Annotated in this window: 14 protein-coding genes; 12 read left to right on the forward strand and 2 right to left on the reverse strand. The window is 60.5% G+C overall.

Features of this window, described 5'->3' with window-relative positions:
- Nucleotides 1-6 precede the first annotated feature (6 nt).
- Complete coding sequence (clpB, locus tag HY30_RS06255) at nucleotides 7-2,622, forward strand: ATP-dependent chaperone ClpB (RefSeq protein ID WP_034738222.1); 2,616 nt, start codon at nucleotides 7-9, stop codon at nucleotides 2,620-2,622.
- A gap of 56 nt (nucleotides 2,623-2,678) precedes the next feature.
- Here the strand turns inward: clpB and HY30_RS06260 are convergent, their stop codons facing one another.
- Entirely contained in the window at nucleotides 2,679-4,049 is a 1,371-nt protein-coding gene (locus HY30_RS06260; protein ID WP_051614966.1) for a M23 family metallopeptidase, read from the reverse strand.
- A 115-nt stretch (nucleotides 4,050-4,164) separates the two neighbouring features.
- Entirely contained in the window at nucleotides 4,165-5,538 is a 1,374-nt protein-coding gene (locus HY30_RS06265; RefSeq protein ID WP_241765663.1) for a M23 family metallopeptidase, read from the reverse strand.
- Between the two features lie 174 nt (nucleotides 5,539-5,712).
- Here HY30_RS06265 and HY30_RS06270 point away from each other — a divergent pair, with 174 nt between their 5' ends.
- From HY30_RS06270 to mnmA, 11 genes are all read left to right on the forward strand, one after another.
- Nucleotides 5,713-9,057: an intermembrane phospholipid transport protein YdbH family protein gene (locus HY30_RS06270; RefSeq protein WP_034738224.1), complete on the forward strand. Its 3,345-nt coding sequence runs from the start codon at nucleotides 5,713-5,715 to the stop codon at nucleotides 9,055-9,057.
- Between the two features lie 76 nt (nucleotides 9,058-9,133).
- Entirely contained in the window at nucleotides 9,134-9,331 is a 198-nt protein-coding gene (locus HY30_RS06275) for a YnbE family lipoprotein (protein WP_034738225.1), read from the forward strand.
- An 18-nt stretch (nucleotides 9,332-9,349) separates the two neighbouring features.
- Nucleotides 9,350-9,697 (forward strand): YdbL family probable chaperone protein, encoded by a 348-nt coding sequence (locus tag HY30_RS06280; RefSeq protein ID WP_034738226.1) that lies wholly within the window; start codon nucleotides 9,350-9,352, stop codon nucleotides 9,695-9,697.
- 40 nt (nucleotides 9,698-9,737) lie between these two features.
- Nucleotides 9,738-9,977 carry a hypothetical protein gene (locus tag HY30_RS06285; RefSeq protein ID WP_034738227.1) on the forward strand — a complete coding sequence of 80 codons (240 nt, stop codon included), beginning with the start codon at nucleotides 9,738-9,740 and terminating at the stop codon, nucleotides 9,975-9,977.
- A gap of 100 nt (nucleotides 9,978-10,077) precedes the next feature.
- Complete coding sequence (locus HY30_RS06290) at nucleotides 10,078-10,719, forward strand: histidine phosphotransferase family protein (RefSeq protein ID WP_034738229.1); 642 nt, start codon at nucleotides 10,078-10,080, stop codon at nucleotides 10,717-10,719.
- A gap of 99 nt (nucleotides 10,720-10,818) precedes the next feature.
- Complete coding sequence (locus tag HY30_RS06295; RefSeq protein ID WP_034738230.1) at nucleotides 10,819-11,184, forward strand: response regulator; 366 nt, start codon at nucleotides 10,819-10,821, stop codon at nucleotides 11,182-11,184.
- A 71-nt stretch (nucleotides 11,185-11,255) separates the two neighbouring features.
- Nucleotides 11,256-12,098, forward strand: coding sequence for a CheR family methyltransferase (locus HY30_RS06300; RefSeq protein WP_034738232.1), 843 nt, complete (start codon nucleotides 11,256-11,258; stop codon nucleotides 12,096-12,098).
- Nucleotides 12,099-12,189: 91 nt separating this feature from the next.
- A complete protein-coding gene (locus HY30_RS06305; RefSeq protein ID WP_034738233.1) occupies nucleotides 12,190-13,842 on the forward strand; it encodes a SulP family inorganic anion transporter in 1,653 nt (550 codons plus the stop codon).
- 103 nt (nucleotides 13,843-13,945) lie between these two features.
- The gene (locus HY30_RS06310) at nucleotides 13,946-15,949 is read left to right on the forward strand and encodes a copper resistance system multicopper oxidase (protein WP_034738234.1); all 2,004 of its coding nucleotides are present in this window, start codon (nucleotides 13,946-13,948) and stop codon (nucleotides 15,947-15,949) included.
- Nucleotides 15,946-16,731: a copper resistance protein B gene (locus tag HY30_RS06315; protein WP_034738235.1), complete on the forward strand. Its 786-nt coding sequence runs from the start codon at nucleotides 15,946-15,948 to the stop codon at nucleotides 16,729-16,731. Before HY30_RS06310 ends, HY30_RS06315 begins: the two co-directional genes overlap by 4 nt.
- A gap of 86 nt (nucleotides 16,732-16,817) precedes the next feature.
- Nucleotides 16,818-18,002 (forward strand): tRNA 2-thiouridine(34) synthase MnmA, encoded by a 1,185-nt coding sequence (gene mnmA, locus HY30_RS06320; RefSeq protein ID WP_034738236.1) that lies wholly within the window; start codon nucleotides 16,818-16,820, stop codon nucleotides 18,000-18,002.
- Nucleotides 18,003-18,075 lie beyond the last annotated feature (73 nt).

Genomic DNA, 18,075 nt, shown 5'->3' on the forward strand with positions numbered 1-18,075 from the left:
ATAAGAATGAATATTGACCAGTATACCGAGCGCGCACGCGCAATCGTTCAAAGCGCCCAGACCGCGGCCCTTGCCAGCGGACACCAGACGCTGACACCCGCCCATATCCTGAAAACCATGTTGGAGGATCGTGACCAGTTGGCCGTGAACCTGATCCGTGCGGCTGGTGGCCGTCCGGAACTGGTTGTTCAGGGGGTCGACACGGCCCTTGGCAAACTGCCGAAGGTGACCGGCGCCAATAACGGCCTGCGGCTTGAGCAGGCGTCCGCCAAATTGTTCCAGGATGCCGAAGCCGGCGCAAAGAAGGCCGGTGATGCCTTCGTGACGACTGAACGCCTGTTGCTGGCGATTGTTGGCCTGCCTTCTGATCCGGCTGCGGAGGCCCTGAAGAGTTCTGGCGTCACGACAAAATCATTGGAGACCGCCATCACGGATCTGCGCCAGGGCCGTACGGCAGATAGCGCCAATGCCGAAGAAGGTTATGAAGCACTCAAGAAATATGCACGTGACCTGACCAAGGATGCGCGCGATGGCAAGCTCGACCCGGTGATCGGCCGGGACGAGGAAATTCGCCGTACAATGCAAGTTCTCTCGCGCCGGTCGAAGAACAACCCGGTGCTCATCGGTGAGCCCGGCGTTGGCAAGACGGCGATTGCCGAAGGCCTTGCGTTGCGCATCGTAAATGGCGACGTGCCTGAAAGCCTGAAGGGCAAACGCCTGCTCGCGCTCGACATGGGCGCGTTGATTGCGGGCGCGAAATTCCGTGGTGAATTTGAAGAGCGGCTGAAAGCCGTGCTCAACGAAGTGCAGCAAGCTGCAGGCGGCGTCATCCTGTTCATTGATGAGATGCACACGCTTGTTGGCGCCGGAAAATCGGATGGCGCAATGGATGCGTCGAACCTGTTGAAACCGGCGCTTGCGCGCGGCGAGCTTCACTGTATCGGTGCAACGACGCTCGATGAGTATCGCAAATATGTGGAAGGCGATCCGGCACTCGCCCGCCGTTTCATGGCGGTCTTCGTGGACGAGCCTTCGGTTGAGGATACGATCTCCATTCTCCGTGGTCTGAAGGCCCGGTACGAGGCCCACCATGGTGTGCGCGTATCGGATGCGGCAATTGTTTCGGCTGCGACACTGTCCAACCGCTACATCACGGATCGCTTCCTGCCAGACAAGGCGATCGACCTGATGGACGAAGCCGCTTCGCGCCTTCGCATGCAGGTCGACTCCAAGCCGGAAGCGCTGGACGAGATTGATCGTCGGCTCCTGCAGCTGAAGATCGAAGCGGAGGCGTTGAAGAAGGAAAAAGACACGGCATCAATTGATCGTCTCAAGACAATCGAAGGAGATATCGCTGACCTTCAGGCCAAGTCCGACGAGTTGACCTCTGCCTGGTCGGCGGAGAAGAACAAGCTGAAGGGAACGGCGAATGCCAAGGACCAGCTTGATCGCGCCTATGCCGACATGGCCGAAGCGCAGCGCACGGGTGACCTGACACGTGCTTCTGAGCTTAAGTTCTCGACAATCCCTGCGCTCGAAAAGCAGATCAAGGATGTCGAAGGCGCTGATGACGCCGATGATGGCCTCGTGTCTGAAGTCGTCCGCCCGGAACATATTGCTGGCGTCGTTTCCAAGTGGACCGGCATTCCCGTCGACAAGATGATGGAAGGTGAACGCGAGAAGCTGCTCCATATGGAGGACGCCCTGCGGGCCCGCGTGGTCGGCCAGGACGCCGCCCTCGAAGCGGTCTCGAATGCCGTGCGTCGCGCCCGCGCTGGTCTGCAGGATCCGAACCGTCCGATCGGCTCATTCCTGTTTGTCGGCCCGACAGGTGTCGGCAAGACCGAGCTGACCAAGGCGCTTGCTGAGTTCATGTTTGACGATGACACGGCCATCCTGCGGCTCGATATGTCGGAATATTCCGAGAAGCATTCGGTGGCCCGTCTGATCGGCGCGCCTCCCGGCTATGTGGGCTATGATGAAGGTGGGGCCTTGACGGAAGCCGTTCGCCGGCGCCCCTATCAGGTCATCCTCTTCGATGAAGTCGAGAAGGCCCACCCGGATCTTTTCAACACGCTGCTGCAAGTGCTGGACGACGGTCGCCTGACCGATGGCCAGGGCCGAACCGTGGACTTCAAGAACACGATCATCATCATGACCTCGAACCTCGGCGCTGATGCGCTTGCCAGCGGCGATGAGGGCGAAGTGTCTGATTCGGCGCGCGAGAGCGTTATGTCAGCCATCCGGATGCATTTCCGGCCGGAATTCATCAACCGGATCGATGAGATCGTCTTCTTCAAGCGTCTCGGCCGTGGCGAGATCGATCATATTGTCGACATCCAGATGGTTCATCTCGAAAAGCTGCTGTCGGCGCGCAAGATGAAGCTCGACCTCAGCCTTGATGCCCGCAACTGGCTGGCCGCTCGCGGCTATGATCCGGTGTACGGTGCCCGGCCGCTGAAACGTGTGATCCAGAAGGAGTTGCAGGATCCGCTGGCTCGTCTGCTGCTGGAAGGTCGCATTGCCGATGGTGAGACAATCCATGTCGGGGTTGAGGGCGATATGCTCTCGATCAATGGCGTGCCCAATGACTTCGCCAAGGGGCGAGTTGTCCTTAACTGACCGCTCGCAATATATAATGGCCGCTGTGTCTGCATCTCGCAGATGCGGCGGCTTTTTTATGGGCTGTTAGGCTGGATGACTGGCAGCAATGTGGCGGCTGTCGCGAGTTCCGTTGCTTGGGTCGCGCCTCTGAGAGCATCGATCTCGGATTTCTGCTTCATGAAAGCGGCAAGTTCCGCCGGATCCGACGCAAGATTGCGGCCTGAGGGCAATTCAAGCGTCATCGGATTGACCCAGCGCCCGTCCCGCCGGATTTCGTAGTGAAGATGCTCGCCCGTTGCCGAGCCGGAATCCCCGACATAGCCGAGAACGTCGCCTGCCTTGACAGCGTCGCCTTCCTTGATGCCGGCGAAGCCTGACATATGCGCATACAGCGTCTCAAAACCGCGCTTGTGTTTGATCCGGACATGACGGCCATAGCCTTCGCTGAAACCCATGAAGGCTATTGTGCCATCTCCCGCCACTTTGATGGGCGTGCCGGCAGGCGCGCGGAAGTCGATGCCGGTGTGCAGGTGCAGCTGCCCTGTCAAAGGATGATAGCGTTGGCCAAAGCCTGAATTAATCGGCGCCCTCCCAATGGGATAGCGCGTCAGGAAAGGCTGCGCGGCGACGCCATTTGCATCGAAAAATTCGGTCCTGCCCGTGTCGCCCGGTGTGTAGCGATACCAGCTGCCATGGCTGGTCTCACCATTGAAAGCGGCAAAGACAAGGTCGCCGTTCTCGATGAAGTTTCCGCGCTCGTCTTCGGCGACCTCGAACACGGTATCAAAACGGTCTCCAGGATGGCCACCTTCCGCCAGGCCGACGTCATCCGGAAACAGTGCGGCAAAACTTGTGGCGTGTGCAGGTGTGCCGCCAGCAGCCACGAGGGCCGTCTGCAAGTCCGTCTCGATCACACCGGCTGCCCGGCGCCGGGAAGTGACGAGCCGCGCTGTCAGCACGCTCACGAAAAAGCTGTCATCAGCCTGTCGCGTCGCGAGCAAGGTATTCTTGGCATTCGGTTTTATAGATACGGCAATCAGGCGGCTCGTTTCACTATCCATCATGCTCTCATCGAAATAGGCGGTGAGGGCCGTGCCGGGACGCATGCGCTTGCGGTCCACAAGACCCGTCTGGCGGAGGGCGGCGACGGCAGCCGCCGCATCCGTTGCGCTGGCCCCCAGAACTTCGAGTACGTCGGCCGCCGCGGCGCCGGACGTGACCTGTCCGATGCGCTCGGCGGTGGAGGCCGCAGGCATGTTGTCGCGAAAATCCAGCATCGCCTGTGCGGCATCTGCGCTGGTCAGGCTTGCCGGTTGCTGCGGACGCACAAAGACGAACAGAACCAGCATGCCCAGCACAACCAGGCCTGCAACGGCCCGTTCGGCCACGTGATGTGGGCGGAGCGACCGGTCGACACGTGCCGGTCTTTGGATCTGCTGTTTCATGCCTGATATCCCTGACGGGCCTCAAGGAAGGCCGCGCGAAGTGTTTCAGGTCACAAAAAGCAAGAAATACGCCATGGAAGGCGTTTTCGGGTGTCAAACTGCGTCTGGGGAGGAATTAAGGTTGGTGAGTGGTCGCCGAAACCAGCAGAGCCTGGTTGAATTCTGCGCCGCTCTCCGTCCGGATATGGTCGATTTCGGCTTTCTTCTCCGCAAATTCCTCAAGAATTGCAGGCGTTTCGGCGAGTTTCCGTCCCGTCGGCAGTTTCAGGGCCATGGCGTTGACCGCAACGCCCTTGATGTGGACTTCATAGTGCAGGTGAGGGCCTGTCGAGGCACCAGTTGTGCCGACATAGGCAATGATATCGCCCTGACGTACCCGGGTGCCCGCCTTGATGCCTTTGCCAAAGCGCGAGAGGTGGGCATAGGCCGTTTCATAGCCATTGGCGTGCTTGATCTTCACATAGTTGCCGAAAGAGCCATATCGATTGGCGCGGACAACCACGCCATTGCCTGCCGCGTAGATTGGCGTTCCGGTTGGCGCCGCAAAGTCCGTACCCTTGTGTTGCCTTGTATAGCCGGAAATCGGATGCCGCCGCGTACCGAAGGAGGATGAGAGACGGGCGCCATTGATGGGCGTCTTCATCAGGAACTTGGTCGCGCTTTCACCCTTGCTGTCGTAATAGTCCGGTGTCTGGTCGTCGCTGGGCGTGAAGCGATAAAAGTCACGGCTCAGCGCCTGACCATCCAGTGAGGCGAAGACCACATTGCCCGTCTTCACCGGATTTCCGCGCTCGTCGACATAGGTTTCGTAGACAATCTCGAACTTGTCGCCGGGATGGATTTCACGCTGGAAATCCACATCATACGCGAAGGCATCGGCAAAATCGACGACCTGCTGGTCGCCTGCGCCGAGGCTGCGGGCCGTCTCGTAGATAGATGTGTTGATCGATGCGGCGATGCGCTTGTAGCTGGGGGTCAGGCGCGCATTCAGGGCGGTGGCTTCCCAGGTGCCGTCCTGGTCGCGTGTGATCAGCAGGCTGCGGTCGGCTTCGGCGCGGATCGTAAGGGCTGTCAGCTTGTCGCCATCGAGATAGGTTTCGGCTTTGAGGCCTGGCCGCAGACGGCGGGCATCGAGAAGATCGCCCGAATACAGCGTCTGGAGCGCGCTATTGGCGTCCTGGTGGTTTGCGCCGAGGCTGACGACCAGCTCCGTCAGCGTCTCGCGCGGCTTCAGTGTGCCGGTTTCGTGTTCGAGAATTTTCGGTTGGGCCAGGTCGCGCGCACTGAGCAGCGTAACCGCCAGTGGCAACGGGGTGGCGGCATCCGCAGTGCCATGCGTGGGCTGGCCGGTGGAATCCACCATGAAGAGCCCGGCAACAGCCGAGGCAGACCCCAGAACGAACAGGACAGCGAGGCTTTTCAGGCCCTGTGACAAGTTCCGCTTGGAATGCGGCACTTTCTGGGGTTCAGTTTCCGTGTTGTGTTCCACGCGTAACGTCCCGTTTCTCCCAAGCTCTTCCGCCCCCCAAACAGCAGGTGCGGTTGAACAAGCATCCAATCTGACATTTGCGTGTTAAAGAATCCAGAACACGCTAAATTTGGCCTTCTTGCCTTATTAGGACTTTAGGTTTCAGGACTAGCAAGATGCAAGCCGGATCGCACAGTGAATACACCAGATGACAAAAATGTAGGCAAATCGGTCGATGAATCGCTGATCAAGCCCGTTCGCGGGGGGCGCTGGGTGATTCTGGCCGTTGTCATTCTGCTGTTAGGCGTGCTCGTGACCGGTTGGCTGACGCGCAAGGCCGTTGCAGAGCGCGTGCTCGCAGGCTGGTGCGAGCGCCGCGATCTCGTGTGTGAAGGGAAATTCACGCAGCTTGGATTTGGTGGAGCGACGATCCGCGCGCTGAAGATAAGCGCAGGTGGCGATGTTCCGCTGGAGGCGCAGGAGGCCCGCGCGCGCCTTAGCTGGCCACACCTTTTCAGCCCTGAATTGACGGGCGTCACGATAGACCAGCCAATTGTACGCGGGGTCTTGAACGAGAAAGGAGTCAAATTTTACGGGCTCGAGAAACTCGCCAGTTCGTCCGGCGAAAGGGAAAACACCGAACTCAAGCTGCCCGCCATTGAGATAACGGATGGTCGCATCTTTCTCGTCACCGACGCGGGAGAGCTGTCAGCCTCTGTATCGGTGAACGGCACCTTCCCTCAAAACGGCAAGCTTGATCTCATGCTGGACCCGGCATCGCTTAAAACCCGGGATTCAGAATTTCAGTGGTCTGAGGGTGTCCTTTTCCTCTCTGCCGACAATGGCCGGATTGCCGGGGGAGCAAATGTTGTTCTCGAGCAGGCAACGCTTAAGGGTATCTCGGTCAAGGATGCGCTTCTTGAGATGACGATTGACGCGGCTGATGTCGGCGAAGGGCCGATGCAGATGAACTGGACGGGATCTATCGCAGAGGCTGCTTTCCCGACTGGAGCGTTGCGCGCAGCGCGAACGAGCGGTTCTGCGGCCTTCACGGAACTTCCAAGCCTGACCACCGATGCGGCGATGGCAGCGCTCACGCGGGCGAGTATAATTCTCGAGTCTGGGGCGGTCAGTTATGGGGGGTATGGCGCGGACTCACTGAGCCTTGAAGCGGATCTTAAAGGTGACGGCGGAAATATCGGCGGGCCGGTCGCGGTCGGAGCCAGTCAGGTTGTCGCGCCACAGGGTAAAGCCGGGAACGTGTCGGCAAGCGGCGTGCTCAGCCGTTCAGCAGAAGGCACGTTGCTCTACACAGGAAGTGTGGCCACCCAGACGACACAGCTTTCGCCGGAAACGCGCACCAAGGTCACCAAGCCAATCACCCTTCCGGGTGTCCTCTCGGATCATGGCGCCGCCTTGCGGGCGACCATTGACCGCGCGCTCTCCGACTTCGATCTGACAATGAATTTCAGTGTGGGCCGACGCGCCGACCTCATATCAGTCTCCAGCCGCGGCGAGACCGTGCTGACGACAAAGTCCGGCATGCGGCTGGGCATTGTGCCGGGAGCGGACGGTCCGTGGCTGTCGGTTCGCGGGCAGGACGTACTGGTAAGCGGAGATATCAGTCTGGCGGGCGGCGGCGCGCCGGCAATTCAGCTGAGCCTTGATGAGCTGCAGCAGGGTGCTGCCGGTTTTGGCATCAAGGCGCATGACGTAGTGCTGAAGCCATGGGCGGCAGGCGGCAAGACCGTTTCAGCCGATCTCTCGACGTTCAGCCTGTCCAGCGCGACAGATGCGTTTGACCTGCGCACCCGGGGGCGGTTGTCGCTCACCGGACAGGTCTCGGGTGTCGATCTCAAAAGCACGGATATCAATGGAGGTGTCCATGTTACGCGTGGCGAAACCGGTTGGCAGGTGACACCGGAAGGGGCGAAATGCGTCAAGGCGTCGAGCAAGGGCTTCGTGTTCGGCAGTATCAAGGCCGATCCGGTCAGTCTCGACATATGTCCACAGGGCAAGGGGTTTATTCGCGAGAACGTCTCTGATCCCGAAGGTGCCGTGACGCTCGGGAATGTGCATCTTCCGTTCACGACAGGATCGACGTCCGGCAAGCTGGGGCTGTCCAGTGCGACTGTCGACTGGTCAGCGAAGGGCGGCCTTGCGATGACCATCCTGGCGAAGACGCTGGACCTGCCCCTCACGATAGGTGATCGCACGCTGACTATCGAAGGCGACGCCTTGCGCATGGGTGTCGCGACCGGAAAGGGCGCGCCTCGGTTGTCGGCGCGTCTGGGGGCAACCCGCTTTGGCGGCACGCTCGTACCTGCCAATGTGTCGGCTGACAGTTTTTCCTTTGATGGCACGAGTGGCAAAGGCGGCCTGTCCGGGGCGCTCAAGGCGAATGCTGTCTTGATCAAGGACTACCGGGATGATCCGCTTTATCAGCCACTGATATCCGATCTGAGCGCGACGCTCACCGACGGCCAGCTGTTGATGACCGGCCCGCTCCGCCTCAAGGCGGGCGGTGTGACAGTGGCGGATACGACACTTAACATGGACATCATCAAGCTGACGGGCAAGGCGGCGATTCGTTCGAAGCCCCTCCAGTTCCGGACCGGCGGCTTGCAACCGGTCATGCTGTCGGAACGCCTTCGCGGTGTCTTCACCTTTGCGGAAGGCGACATGTCTGCCTTGGCCGATATCGATATCGATTCCGGGAAATTGTCTGGCACGGGCGAAGTCACGGTCGGCAGCTTCGGCTTCCAGACGACGCGCCTCGGCCGCGTTACGGGCGTTGAAGGGCATATCCGCTTCAGTGATCTCCTCGCCCTGACAACGGACAAAGGGCAGGTCGTGACGGTCGGACTGATGAATATCGGCGTGCCGCTGGCAGACGGGCATATCGAGTTCCATCTTATTGACGGCAAGGTCATTGGTATTGAGAAAGCCTACTTCCCCTTTGCAGGCGGTCGTGTCGCCATTTCGCCGCTTGAATGGACATTGGGCGGCGATGATCAGCGCGTCGAGGTCACGGCAGATGCCATTGAATTGAGCGATCTCGTCGCGGTTCTCAAGCTTCCCGATGTTCAGGCCAGCGGGACGGTCAGCGGCCGTTTTCCGGTCGATTTCATAGCCAATGAGGTTCAGGTTCGCGATGCGCGCCTGTCCGCCGATGCCAAAGGCGGTCGCATTTCCTACACGGGTGATGCCGTGGACGCTGCAGCCGAGAGCGACCCCAACGCGAAACTGGCCTTTGATGCCCTGAAAGACCTGCAATTCTCGGTGCTTGAGGTCGGCCTCACGGGCAACCTGATGGACCGGACCGTCGCGAGCGTGCACTTGCTGGGGAAGAATACAGGTCCGCTGGCCTTCGGGAAAAATCTGACGATGCCGAAGGGGCAGGCCTTCGAGTTCAATCTCACGCTCGATTCCCAGCTCGGCGAGCTCGTGAAAAGCAGCTCCTATGCGACCCAGCAGGACAAGTTTGTGGATATCATTGTCGACCTGGCCAAGCCGAAGCCGGGTACTGAAACTGAATGACAGGCAACCGTCTGATCGATTGACGTTAAGGCGAACCGTGTCATGTTCGCGCGTGAATGAAAGGAGTCCCCTTCTGATGACCCCGCCAAAGACAATGCTTATGGTTGGTTGCGTAGCTCTTGCGTCGGCCTGCACGCCGACGATCCGCATCGAGCCTTCCGACAAGCCGATCACCATCAATCTGAACGTCAAGATCGATCAGGAAGTGCGCATCAAGCTCGACAAGGAAGTCGAAGACCTGATCTCCAACAACCCTGACCTGTTTCCCGAATAGCGACGAAAGGATATAGTCATGAACATGATCAAGAATATCTTCATCGCATTGAGCATCGCCTCGCTGGCAATCGTCAGTGCGCCTGCAGCCCACGCGGCCGATCCGCAACTTGAAGCGGCCATTTCTGCCGGCCAGGTGGGTGAGCGTATCGACGGCTATCTGGGCGTGGTTGGCTCGGCCGATCCGGCCGTGGTCCGCAAGGTTCAGGAAATCAACAACAAGCGCCGCGCCCTGTATGAGCAGCTGTCCCAGCAGACGGGCACGACGGTCGCCCAGGTGGCCCGTGTGACCGGTGAAAAGCAGATCGCCAAGACGTCACCCGGCCAGTACTACATGGACGAATCCGGCGCCTGGAAAAAGAAATAGCGCAGCCATTGCCCGGCGGCGGGACAGGAGAAAACCCCCGATGTCCCGCAAGCTGGTATGGATGATTGTAATCGCATTCGCAGCCCTCGCAGCCGTGCTGTGGGGGCTGACGTTTTTCTGGCAAGGCATGGGTGTCGAAGTGACCGGTCTTGGCTGGGGCGCCTATATTGCCGGCGGCGTCTTCACGCTGGCCCTTTCAGGCGGCCTCTTCCTGTTGTCCTTTCACAGTGCCCGACATGGCTATGACGATATTGGCGGCTCCGATACGCCGGAAGAATGACAGCGGCTGTTGCAAGACTTTCATGCCCGGTTGATTGACACGAGGCGCGGCTCACTCGATTTTGCGCACAATCGCATTCAAACAACGGGCTGGACCTTCAATGATCGATCCTGCACGGCTTTCAGCCTTCATCGCGTCGCGTATCTGCCATGACCTTGTGTCTCCCGTTTCAGGCGTCACCAGCGCGCTGGAGATGCTGGACGAACCGGGCGATTCCGAAATGGACCAGCAGTTCGAGGAACTGCTTCGCAGCAGTGCCCTCAAGGCGGCCGCAACAATCCAGTTCCTGCGCTATGCCTATGGCTCGCTCGGCCTGCAGGCGGGCACAGCCGACATGCATGATTTCAAGAAGATCACGGAGAACTTTCTCGCGGGTCTGAAGCCCAGCATAGAATGGGATATTGCAACCGACCACCTCAGCTATTCCCATGCGCGCCTGCTGATGAACCTGATCATGATGGCCATCGACACGCTGCCGCGCGGCGGTGTGATTCATGCGAAGGTACGCAACGAAGCCGCCGGCATGACGATGACTGTTTCAAGCCGGGGCGAGCGGGTGAAACTGAAGGACGAGGCCGCCCGGTCGGTCCAGGGCATCGAGCCCGAGGACGGCTGGAAGCCCGACAATATCCAGCCCCTGTTTGCCAAGATGATCTGCGACAGTCTGGAGGGAGAAATCACCGCCAAACAGGGCGAAGACGTGGCGATCATCATGGCCACACAGATCCGGGCGGAGGGGTGAATACGGGATCCCCGGCTTTATCAGGCGTCGGCAGCGATTTATTAACGCTCATGGGGCACCTGTTAACCTGACGCGTTCGCCCGCCTTTGGAGACAGACCATGAAATCCTGCCTGATCGTTGATGACTCGCGTGTCGTCCGCAAAGTTGCGGCCCGTATCATCCAGGACCTGAAATTCGATGTCCGGGAAGCAGGCGACGGCGCCGAGGCGCTGAAGGCCTGCCGCGAAAGCATGCCCGATGCCGTCTTGCTGGACTGGAACATGCCGGTCATGAACGGTCTCGATTTCCTGCGGGCCTTGCGCCGGGAAGAGGGCGGCAAGAAACCGCTCGTGGTGTTTTGCTCTATTGAGAATGACGCCGAACACATCAATGAAGCGATCCGGTCGGGCGCAGATGAGTTCATCATGAAGCCGTTCGACGCTGATATTCTTGAAAGCAAGTTTGCAGAAGTCGGCCTTATCTGAAAGATTTCTTAATAAAAGCGCGGATATTGGTAAGGATTAAGGGTTAGAAAAGCCCGGTTGCGGAGCGGGACATGCAGGACGAGGTGTTTAACGAATTGGCGGATCTGGCCCTCAAGGGTGCTGGTGCGTCGATTCCTAAATCCAAGGCCTACCTGATCGAGGCCCGGCTGGCGCCGATCGCGCGCCGCGAGGGCTTCGGATCAATGGAAGATCTGGTCCATTGCGTGAAATCCCGTGCCAATCCCGCCTTCATTGCTGAAATTGCCGCAGCGCTTGTGTCCAAGGACACGCGCTTCTTTCGCGAGCGCGAAACGCTTCAGCGTGTGCTGGAAGAGGTCCTGCCTGCGCGCCTGAAGGCCTCGAACACCGGGCGCCTCAAGATCTGGTTTGCGGGCGGCTCGACCGGCCAAGAAGCCTATTCGCTATCGATCCAGCTGGAAGACGAACTGCCGGCCGCCCTGCGTGGCGCAAAAATCGAGATCCTGTCGACCGACATCTGCAAAGTCTCGACCGAGAAGGCCCGGATCGGCCGCTATGGCCATTACGATATCCAGAAGGGCCTCTCAATCCACCGCCTGACCAAGCATTTCACGCGCCTTGAGACCGGGCAGTGGGAAGCCAGCGAAGCCTTGAGAGGCCATGTGAGTTTCCGCCAGCACAACCTGCTGGAAAGCGCCGCAGGCCTCGGCAAGTTTGATGTCATCATCTGCCGCAATGTGCTTTCGGGCATGGCGCGGTCTGCCCGTGTTGCCGTCATTGATAACCTTGCCAGCCAGCTGATGCCGGGCGGTCTCATTCTGCTGGGGCAGGGCGAAGGCCTGATCGGTCTGACCGAGAAGCTGGAGCCCGCAAGGGACTTCCGCGGTGCCTGGGTCGCCGCCGGAACTGCCAACGCAGCCGCTTCGGCGGCCTGACCGGCCTTCAGCCGCAACGTTGCAATGCAGCATGATGCCTGTATGAGGGGCAAACCTCCTTACGGCTGAAACATACAGGCAGGCCCCAGACATGGTGAAATCGACCTTCGCGGCATTTGCCGATCGCATCTCGCGTGCCGATTGGGCAGGCAATGGCCTCTCGGCCATGACACCCATGCGCGTGAAGACCGAACTGCTGGCTGGCCTTACGGTCGCGCTGGCGCTCGTGCCGGAGGCCGTGGCCTTCGCCTTCGTGGCAGGTGTTGCGCCGCTGGTTGGCCTGTACGCAGCGTTCATTGTCGGCTTGATCACGGCGCTTTTCGGCGGGCGTCCGGGGATGATCTCTGGCGCAACCGGCGCTCTGGCTGTGGTCATGGTGGGGCTGGTGCATGATCCGCGCGTGGGCGACATGGGCGCGCAATACTTGTTTGCGACGGTCGTTCTAATGGGCATCCTGCAGCTGCTGGCAGGCATCTTCAAGCTCGGCAAGTTCATGCGCCTCGTGCCGCATCCGGTCATGCTCGGCTTCGTCAACGGGCTCGCCATCGTGATCTTCCTCGCCCAACTCGGCCAGTTCAAGGTGCCGGGAACGGGCGAGGCGGCCGGTCACGGCTTCGCCGGCGGGCAGTGGATGAACGGCGCGCCGCTGGTCATCATGCTGGGCCTTACTGCGCTGACCATGGCAATCATCTGGGGCATGCCGAAGCTGACCAAGATCATTCCCGCCCCGCTTGCCGGTATCGGTATTGTCGCGGGCATCGTCATCGGCTTTGGCCTCAATGTGCCGACTGTGGGCGATCTTGCCTCCGTGCAGGGCGGCCTGCCACCCTTTGCCGTTCCGACTGTCCCGCTGACTTTCGAGACACTGGAAATCATCTTCCCCTATGCGCTGATCCTTGCCGCCATCGGCCTGATCGAGAGCCTGCTGACGCTGAACCTGGTCGGAGAGATCACCGGCAAGCGTGGCGGCGCCTCGCAGGAATGCCTGGCGCAGGGCACGGCAAATGTCGTCACCGGCTTCTTCGGCGGCATGGGCGGCTGCGCGATGATCGGCCAGTCGATGATCAACGTGAAATCCGGCGGACGCACGCGCCTGTCGGGTGTTTCGGCCGCGCTGTTCCTGCTGGCCTTCATCCTTATCGGTTCCAGCCTGATCGAGCGTATACCGCTGGCCGCGCTGGTCGGCGTGATGTTCATGGTCGTGATCGGCACCTTCGCCTGGCAGAGCCTTCGCATCATGACGCGCATCCCGCTGATGGATGCCTTTGTCATCGTGCTCGTGACCGGCGTGACAGTCGCCTATGACCTTGCCACGGCCGTCGTGGTTGGCGTCATCGTCTCGGCGCTGGCCTATGCCTGGAACAATGCCAGGCGCATCCATGTCATCGAGCGCGACAGCGTGCGTACGCCCGGCGCACATGTCTACGAGATCGAAGGTCCGCTCTTCTTCGGCTCGACAGACAGCTTCGCCGATCTCTTCCATCCTGCGACTGACCCGGATGTCGTGATCGTGGACTTCCGGCGCAGCCGTGTCGTCGACCAGTCCGCCCTGCAGGCCATCGAGGACCTCGCGGCGCGCTACGAGGCCGAGGGCAAGACCCTGCGTCTGCGCCACCTCAGCCACGACTGCCACAAGCTGCTGAAACGGGCAGGCCAGTTGATGATCGAAGAGGACGATGATCCGGACTATGCGCTGGCCGTGGACTACAATGTCCGCACCGGCGTTTTCGGCGGCGGGCACTGATCACCTTGATGTGACCAAATACCCCTGCAGGGTATCTTTGCCGGTCGCGGGTAATCACGCTATATGGGAGGGAATCCCTATTCCCGACCGTGTGAGGCCGCCAATGTTCAATCGACGCCGCTTTTTGCAATATACGGCTGCCGGAATGGCAACTGGCGCTGCTGCTGCCCCCGCCTGGGCGCGCACGTCGGGGGAAGGCAATTTCGGTATCCCCATGCTGCAAGGCAACCAGTTCGACCTGACGGTCGGCAAGTTCCCGGTCCGCATCAATGGACGTGCCACGGAAGCGACCGGGGTGAACGGCTCGGTGCCGGGGCCGCTGCTGCGCTTTCGCGAAGGCGACGAGATCACGCTGAACGTGTCCAACACGCTGGCTGTGGATACATCGATCCACTGGCACGGCCTGCTCGTGCCCTTCCAGATGGACGGCGTGCCGGGCGTCTCCTTTCCGGGCATCCGGCCCGGTGAGACGTTCAGCTATAAATATGCCGTGCCGCAGAATGGCACCTATTGGTACCATTCCCATTCCGGCCTGCAGGAGCAGAGCGGCCATTACGGACCGATCATCATCGACCCCAAGGGCGCTGACCCGGTCGCCTATGACCGCGAATATGTGCTCGTTCTCGGCGACTGGACCTATGGCACGCCGGAGCGTCTCTTCGCCAAACTGAAGAAGCATTCCGACAGCCAGAACTTCCAGCAGCGCACGGTGGGCGACTTCCTGCACGACGCATCGGAGGAAGGCATCGGCGCCGCGCTGGACGACCGGGCCATGTGGGGCGCCATGTGCATGTCGCCGCGCGATCTCGCAGACGTTGGCGCGCCGACCTATACGTATCTGATCAATGGCCGCTCTACGGCTGACAATTTCAACATGGTATTCAATCCGGGTGAGCGCGTGCGCCTCAGGATCATCAATGGCTCGGCCATGACACTTTTCAATGTGCGCATGCCCGGCCTGCCGATGACGATCGTTCAGGCCGACGGCCAGCACGTGCAGCCTCTCGAGGTGGACGAGTTCCAGATGGGCGTGGCGGAGACCTATGATGTCATCGTGACACCGCAGGCCGCCGAGGCGTTTGCGTTTGTTGCGGAGTCGATTGACCGGTCGAGGCAGGCGGTTGCAACACTCGGGCCGCGGCCGGGCATGCGGGCGGCTGTGCCTCAGCTGCGTGCCGTGCCGACGCTCTCGATGAAGGACATGGGGATGGACCATGCGGCCATGGGCCATGGCTCGATGGAGATGGGTTCGGAAGCACCCGCAGCCATGGATCATTCCATGAAGGGCATGGATCACGATATGGCCATGCCGATGGATCATGGTGCCATGGACCATAGCAAGATGGACCACGCTGCGATGGGCCATGTGATGCCTGACCCAACGGGGCCTGCCGTGCAGATGGTGTCCATCGAAGCCGATATCGAAAAGGGCCCCGGCGTTGCCAATATTGCGGCCATGCCGATGAGCCGTCTGAACGAACCCGGCATCGGCCTTGACGATGTGGGCCACCGGACGATGACCTATAGCCAGCTACGCAGCCTTGAACCGAACCCTGATACGCGCGCGCCGGGCCGCGAGATTGTCATTCACCTGACCAGCAACATGGAACGTTACATGTGGTCGTTCGACGGCGTGAAGTTTTCCGAAGTGACGGAGGCGATCCGCTTCCATGAGGGCGAGCGGGTGCGGCTGACGCTGATCAATGACACGATGATGCCTCACCCGATCCACCTGCATGGCATGTTCTTCGACCTCGTCATTCCCGGCGCCGAAACGAGCGGCCGCCTGCCACGCAAGCATACCGTGATCGTCAAGCCGGCGGACAAGGTGTCTGTGGATATTACCGCCGAGCATGTCGGCGACTGGGCCTTCCACTGCCATCTGCTTTACCATATGGCGGCGGGCATGATGCAGGTCGTGTCGATCCTGCCGGCAGAGGCCACGCCGATGGAGGATCACCAGGGACATCAGATGATGGATCATTCCACCATGGATCATTCATCCATGGGACAAGGTGAGATGGATCATTCGAAGATGGACCACTCCAAGATGGACCACTCCAAGATGAATCATGATGCCATGAGCGAAGAGGACATGAAGCGATGATCCGCACTCTAGCGCTTTTTATCTTTGCTGTTTCAGCTTCAGCGCCTGTCTTCGCTGAAGAGTCCTCGCCGCCCTGGTCCATGGCAGATCAGTATTTCGATACCGATGAAATGGCCCATGCGCGCCATCATATCTTGAGCCATCATGGCGCGACCCGTCAGCTATCCATTATGGCAGACAGGCTGGAAGTGCAGTCAGCTGACGAGGGCGACACGCTCGTCTGGGATGGCAATGCCTGGTATGGCGGCGACGTGAACAAGCTCTGGCTAAAGAGCGAGGGCGACTATTCGCTGGAGAGCGACGAACTTGAGGAGGCCGAGGTTCAGGCGCTCTGGTCGCATGCCATCTCGCCCTATTTCGACCTGCAGGGCGGGCTTCGCTATGACCTTGAGCCCAAGGGGCGCACGCATGCCGTGCTGGGCCTTCAGGGGCTTGCGCCTTACTGGTTTGAAGTCGATGCCGCCGCCTTCCTCAGCAGCGAGGGCGATCTGACCGCGCGCATGGAGGCCGAGTATGAATTCCGCCTCACCCAGCGCCTGATCCTTCAGCCGCGCGTAGAGGCAGAACTGTCGGCTCAGGACATTCCCGATCTGGAAACCGGCTCGGGCCTGACCAGTCTCAATGCCGGCCTGCGCCTGCGCTATGAGATCATACGCGAGTTTGCGCCCTATATAGGTGTTGAGTGGCAGGGCAGCTTTGGCGGCACGGCGGACTATCTTGAAGCGGCAGGCGAGGACAGCGACCGGGCGGTCTTTGTGGCGGGCATTCGGGCCTGGTTCTGAGGTCAGCCCTCGCAATTTTCATTATCCCGCGCTATATGGCGCCTTCCTGAAGCTGCTCCGGGCCTTGAACCCGGTGGGAGTATGAGATGACAGATACCAAAGCCGCTGCCTGGACGGGCGGCGTGAACTCTCTCGGATTTGCGAAAAGCCCCGCTGATACGCGGGTTGTCGCCGCCATGTCGGGTGGGGTCGACAGCTCGGTTGTGGCTGCGATGCTGAAGGCCGAGGGCTATGACGTGATCGGCATCACGCTGCAGCTCTACGATCATGGCGCCGCCATCGAGAAGAAGGGCGCCTGCTGCGCCGGGCAGGATATCCATGATGCCCGCAACGTAGCCGACCAGATCGGCATTCCGCACTATGTGCTGGATTATGAAAGCCGCTTCCGCGAGCAGGTGATGGAAGATTTCGCCGACACCTATCTCGCCGGGTCGACGCCGATCCCATGCATCCGCTGCAACCAGACCGTCAAGTTCTCGGACCTGCTTCGCACCGCGAAGGAGCTTGGCGCCGATTGCCTTGCGACCGGGCACTATATTCGGCGTACGGATGGCGATGCCGGTCCGGAGCTTCACCGCGCGGCAGACGCGAGCCGTGACCAGTCCTACTTCCTGTTCGCCACGACGCGCGAGCAGCTCGACTATATCCGCTTTCCGCTCGGCGGCCTGCCGAAGACGGAAGTTCGCGAGCTGGCCGACCAGTTCAACCTGCCGGTCGCGGCCAAGCCAGACAGTCAGGACATCTGTTTCGTTCCGGAAGGATCCTACGCGAAAGTCGTGGAGAAACTCCGCCCCGGTTCCGGGCGCGGGGGCGAAATCGTGCATCTTGATGGCCGCGTTCTTGGCCAGCACGAAGGCGTTATTCACTATACGATCGGTCAGCGTCGCGGCCTGAACGTGGCGGTGGGTGAGCCCTTGTTTGTGGTCAAGATTGATGCGCCGAACCGGCGGGTTGTTGTCGGGCCGCGTGAGGCCCTGATGACGAGCGGCCTGTTGCTGGAAGAGCTGAACTGGCTTGGTGCCGGAAGCCTTGAGGCGGCGGCGGATGCTGGCGCGCCTGTGCTGGTCCGTGTGCGGTCTACGCGGCCACCTGTGCCCGGGCGGCTCGGCTGGCAGGGCGACATTCCGGTGATCTGGTTCGATGAGCCGGAAGAAGGCGTCGCGCGCGGTCAGGCGGCGGTCCTCTATGATCCGACGGGTGGGACGCAAATCCTGGGCGGCGGGTTTATTCTGAAGGCGATCCCGGCGGACGAGCGGGTGGTGGCGGCTTAGGCTGATATGCCTGCGACGCCTGTGAGGGCGCTTGGGGGTGGGAGCTGGGCTTTCGGGAGGGGGATTCCGGGTC

It is taken from the genome of Hyphomonas chukchiensis (genome assembly GCF_000682695.1).
GTDB lineage: Bacteria > Pseudomonadota > Alphaproteobacteria > Caulobacterales > Hyphomonadaceae > Hyphomonas > Hyphomonas chukchiensis.

What these genes read in the sequence shown, in the direction of transcription:
- HY30_RS06290 (WP_034738229.1), top strand. Translation starts at nt 10,078, where the DNA reads ATGATCGATCCTGCACGGCTTTCAGCCTTCATCGCGTCGCGTATCTGC.
- HY30_RS06280 (WP_034738226.1), top strand. Translation starts at nt 9,350, where the DNA reads ATGAACATGATCAAGAATATCTTCATCGCATTGAGCATCGCCTCGCTG.
- HY30_RS06305 (WP_034738233.1), top strand. Translation starts at nt 12,190, where the DNA reads ATGGTGAAATCGACCTTCGCGGCATTTGCCGATCGCATCTCGCGTGCC.
- HY30_RS06285 (WP_034738227.1), top strand. Translation starts at nt 9,738, where the DNA reads ATGTCCCGCAAGCTGGTATGGATGATTGTAATCGCATTCGCAGCCCTC.
- HY30_RS06275 (WP_034738225.1), top strand. Translation starts at nt 9,134, where the DNA reads ATGACCCCGCCAAAGACAATGCTTATGGTTGGTTGCGTAGCTCTTGCG.
- HY30_RS06315 (WP_034738235.1), top strand. Translation starts at nt 15,946, where the DNA reads ATGATCCGCACTCTAGCGCTTTTTATCTTTGCTGTTTCAGCTTCAGCG.
- HY30_RS06260 (WP_051614966.1), bottom strand. Translation starts at nt 4,049, where the DNA reads ATGAAACAGCAGATCCAAAGACCGGCACGTGTCGACCGGTCGCTCCGC.
- mnmA (WP_034738236.1), top strand. Translation starts at nt 16,818, where the DNA reads ATGACAGATACCAAAGCCGCTGCCTGGACGGGCGGCGTGAACTCTCTC.
- HY30_RS06295 (WP_034738230.1), top strand. Translation starts at nt 10,819, where the DNA reads ATGAAATCCTGCCTGATCGTTGATGACTCGCGTGTCGTCCGCAAAGTT.
- clpB (WP_034738222.1), top strand. Translation starts at nt 7, where the DNA reads ATGAATATTGACCAGTATACCGAGCGCGCACGCGCAATCGTTCAAAGC.
- HY30_RS06300 (WP_034738232.1), top strand. Translation starts at nt 11,256, where the DNA reads ATGCAGGACGAGGTGTTTAACGAATTGGCGGATCTGGCCCTCAAGGGT.
- HY30_RS06310 (WP_034738234.1), top strand. Translation starts at nt 13,946, where the DNA reads ATGTTCAATCGACGCCGCTTTTTGCAATATACGGCTGCCGGAATGGCA.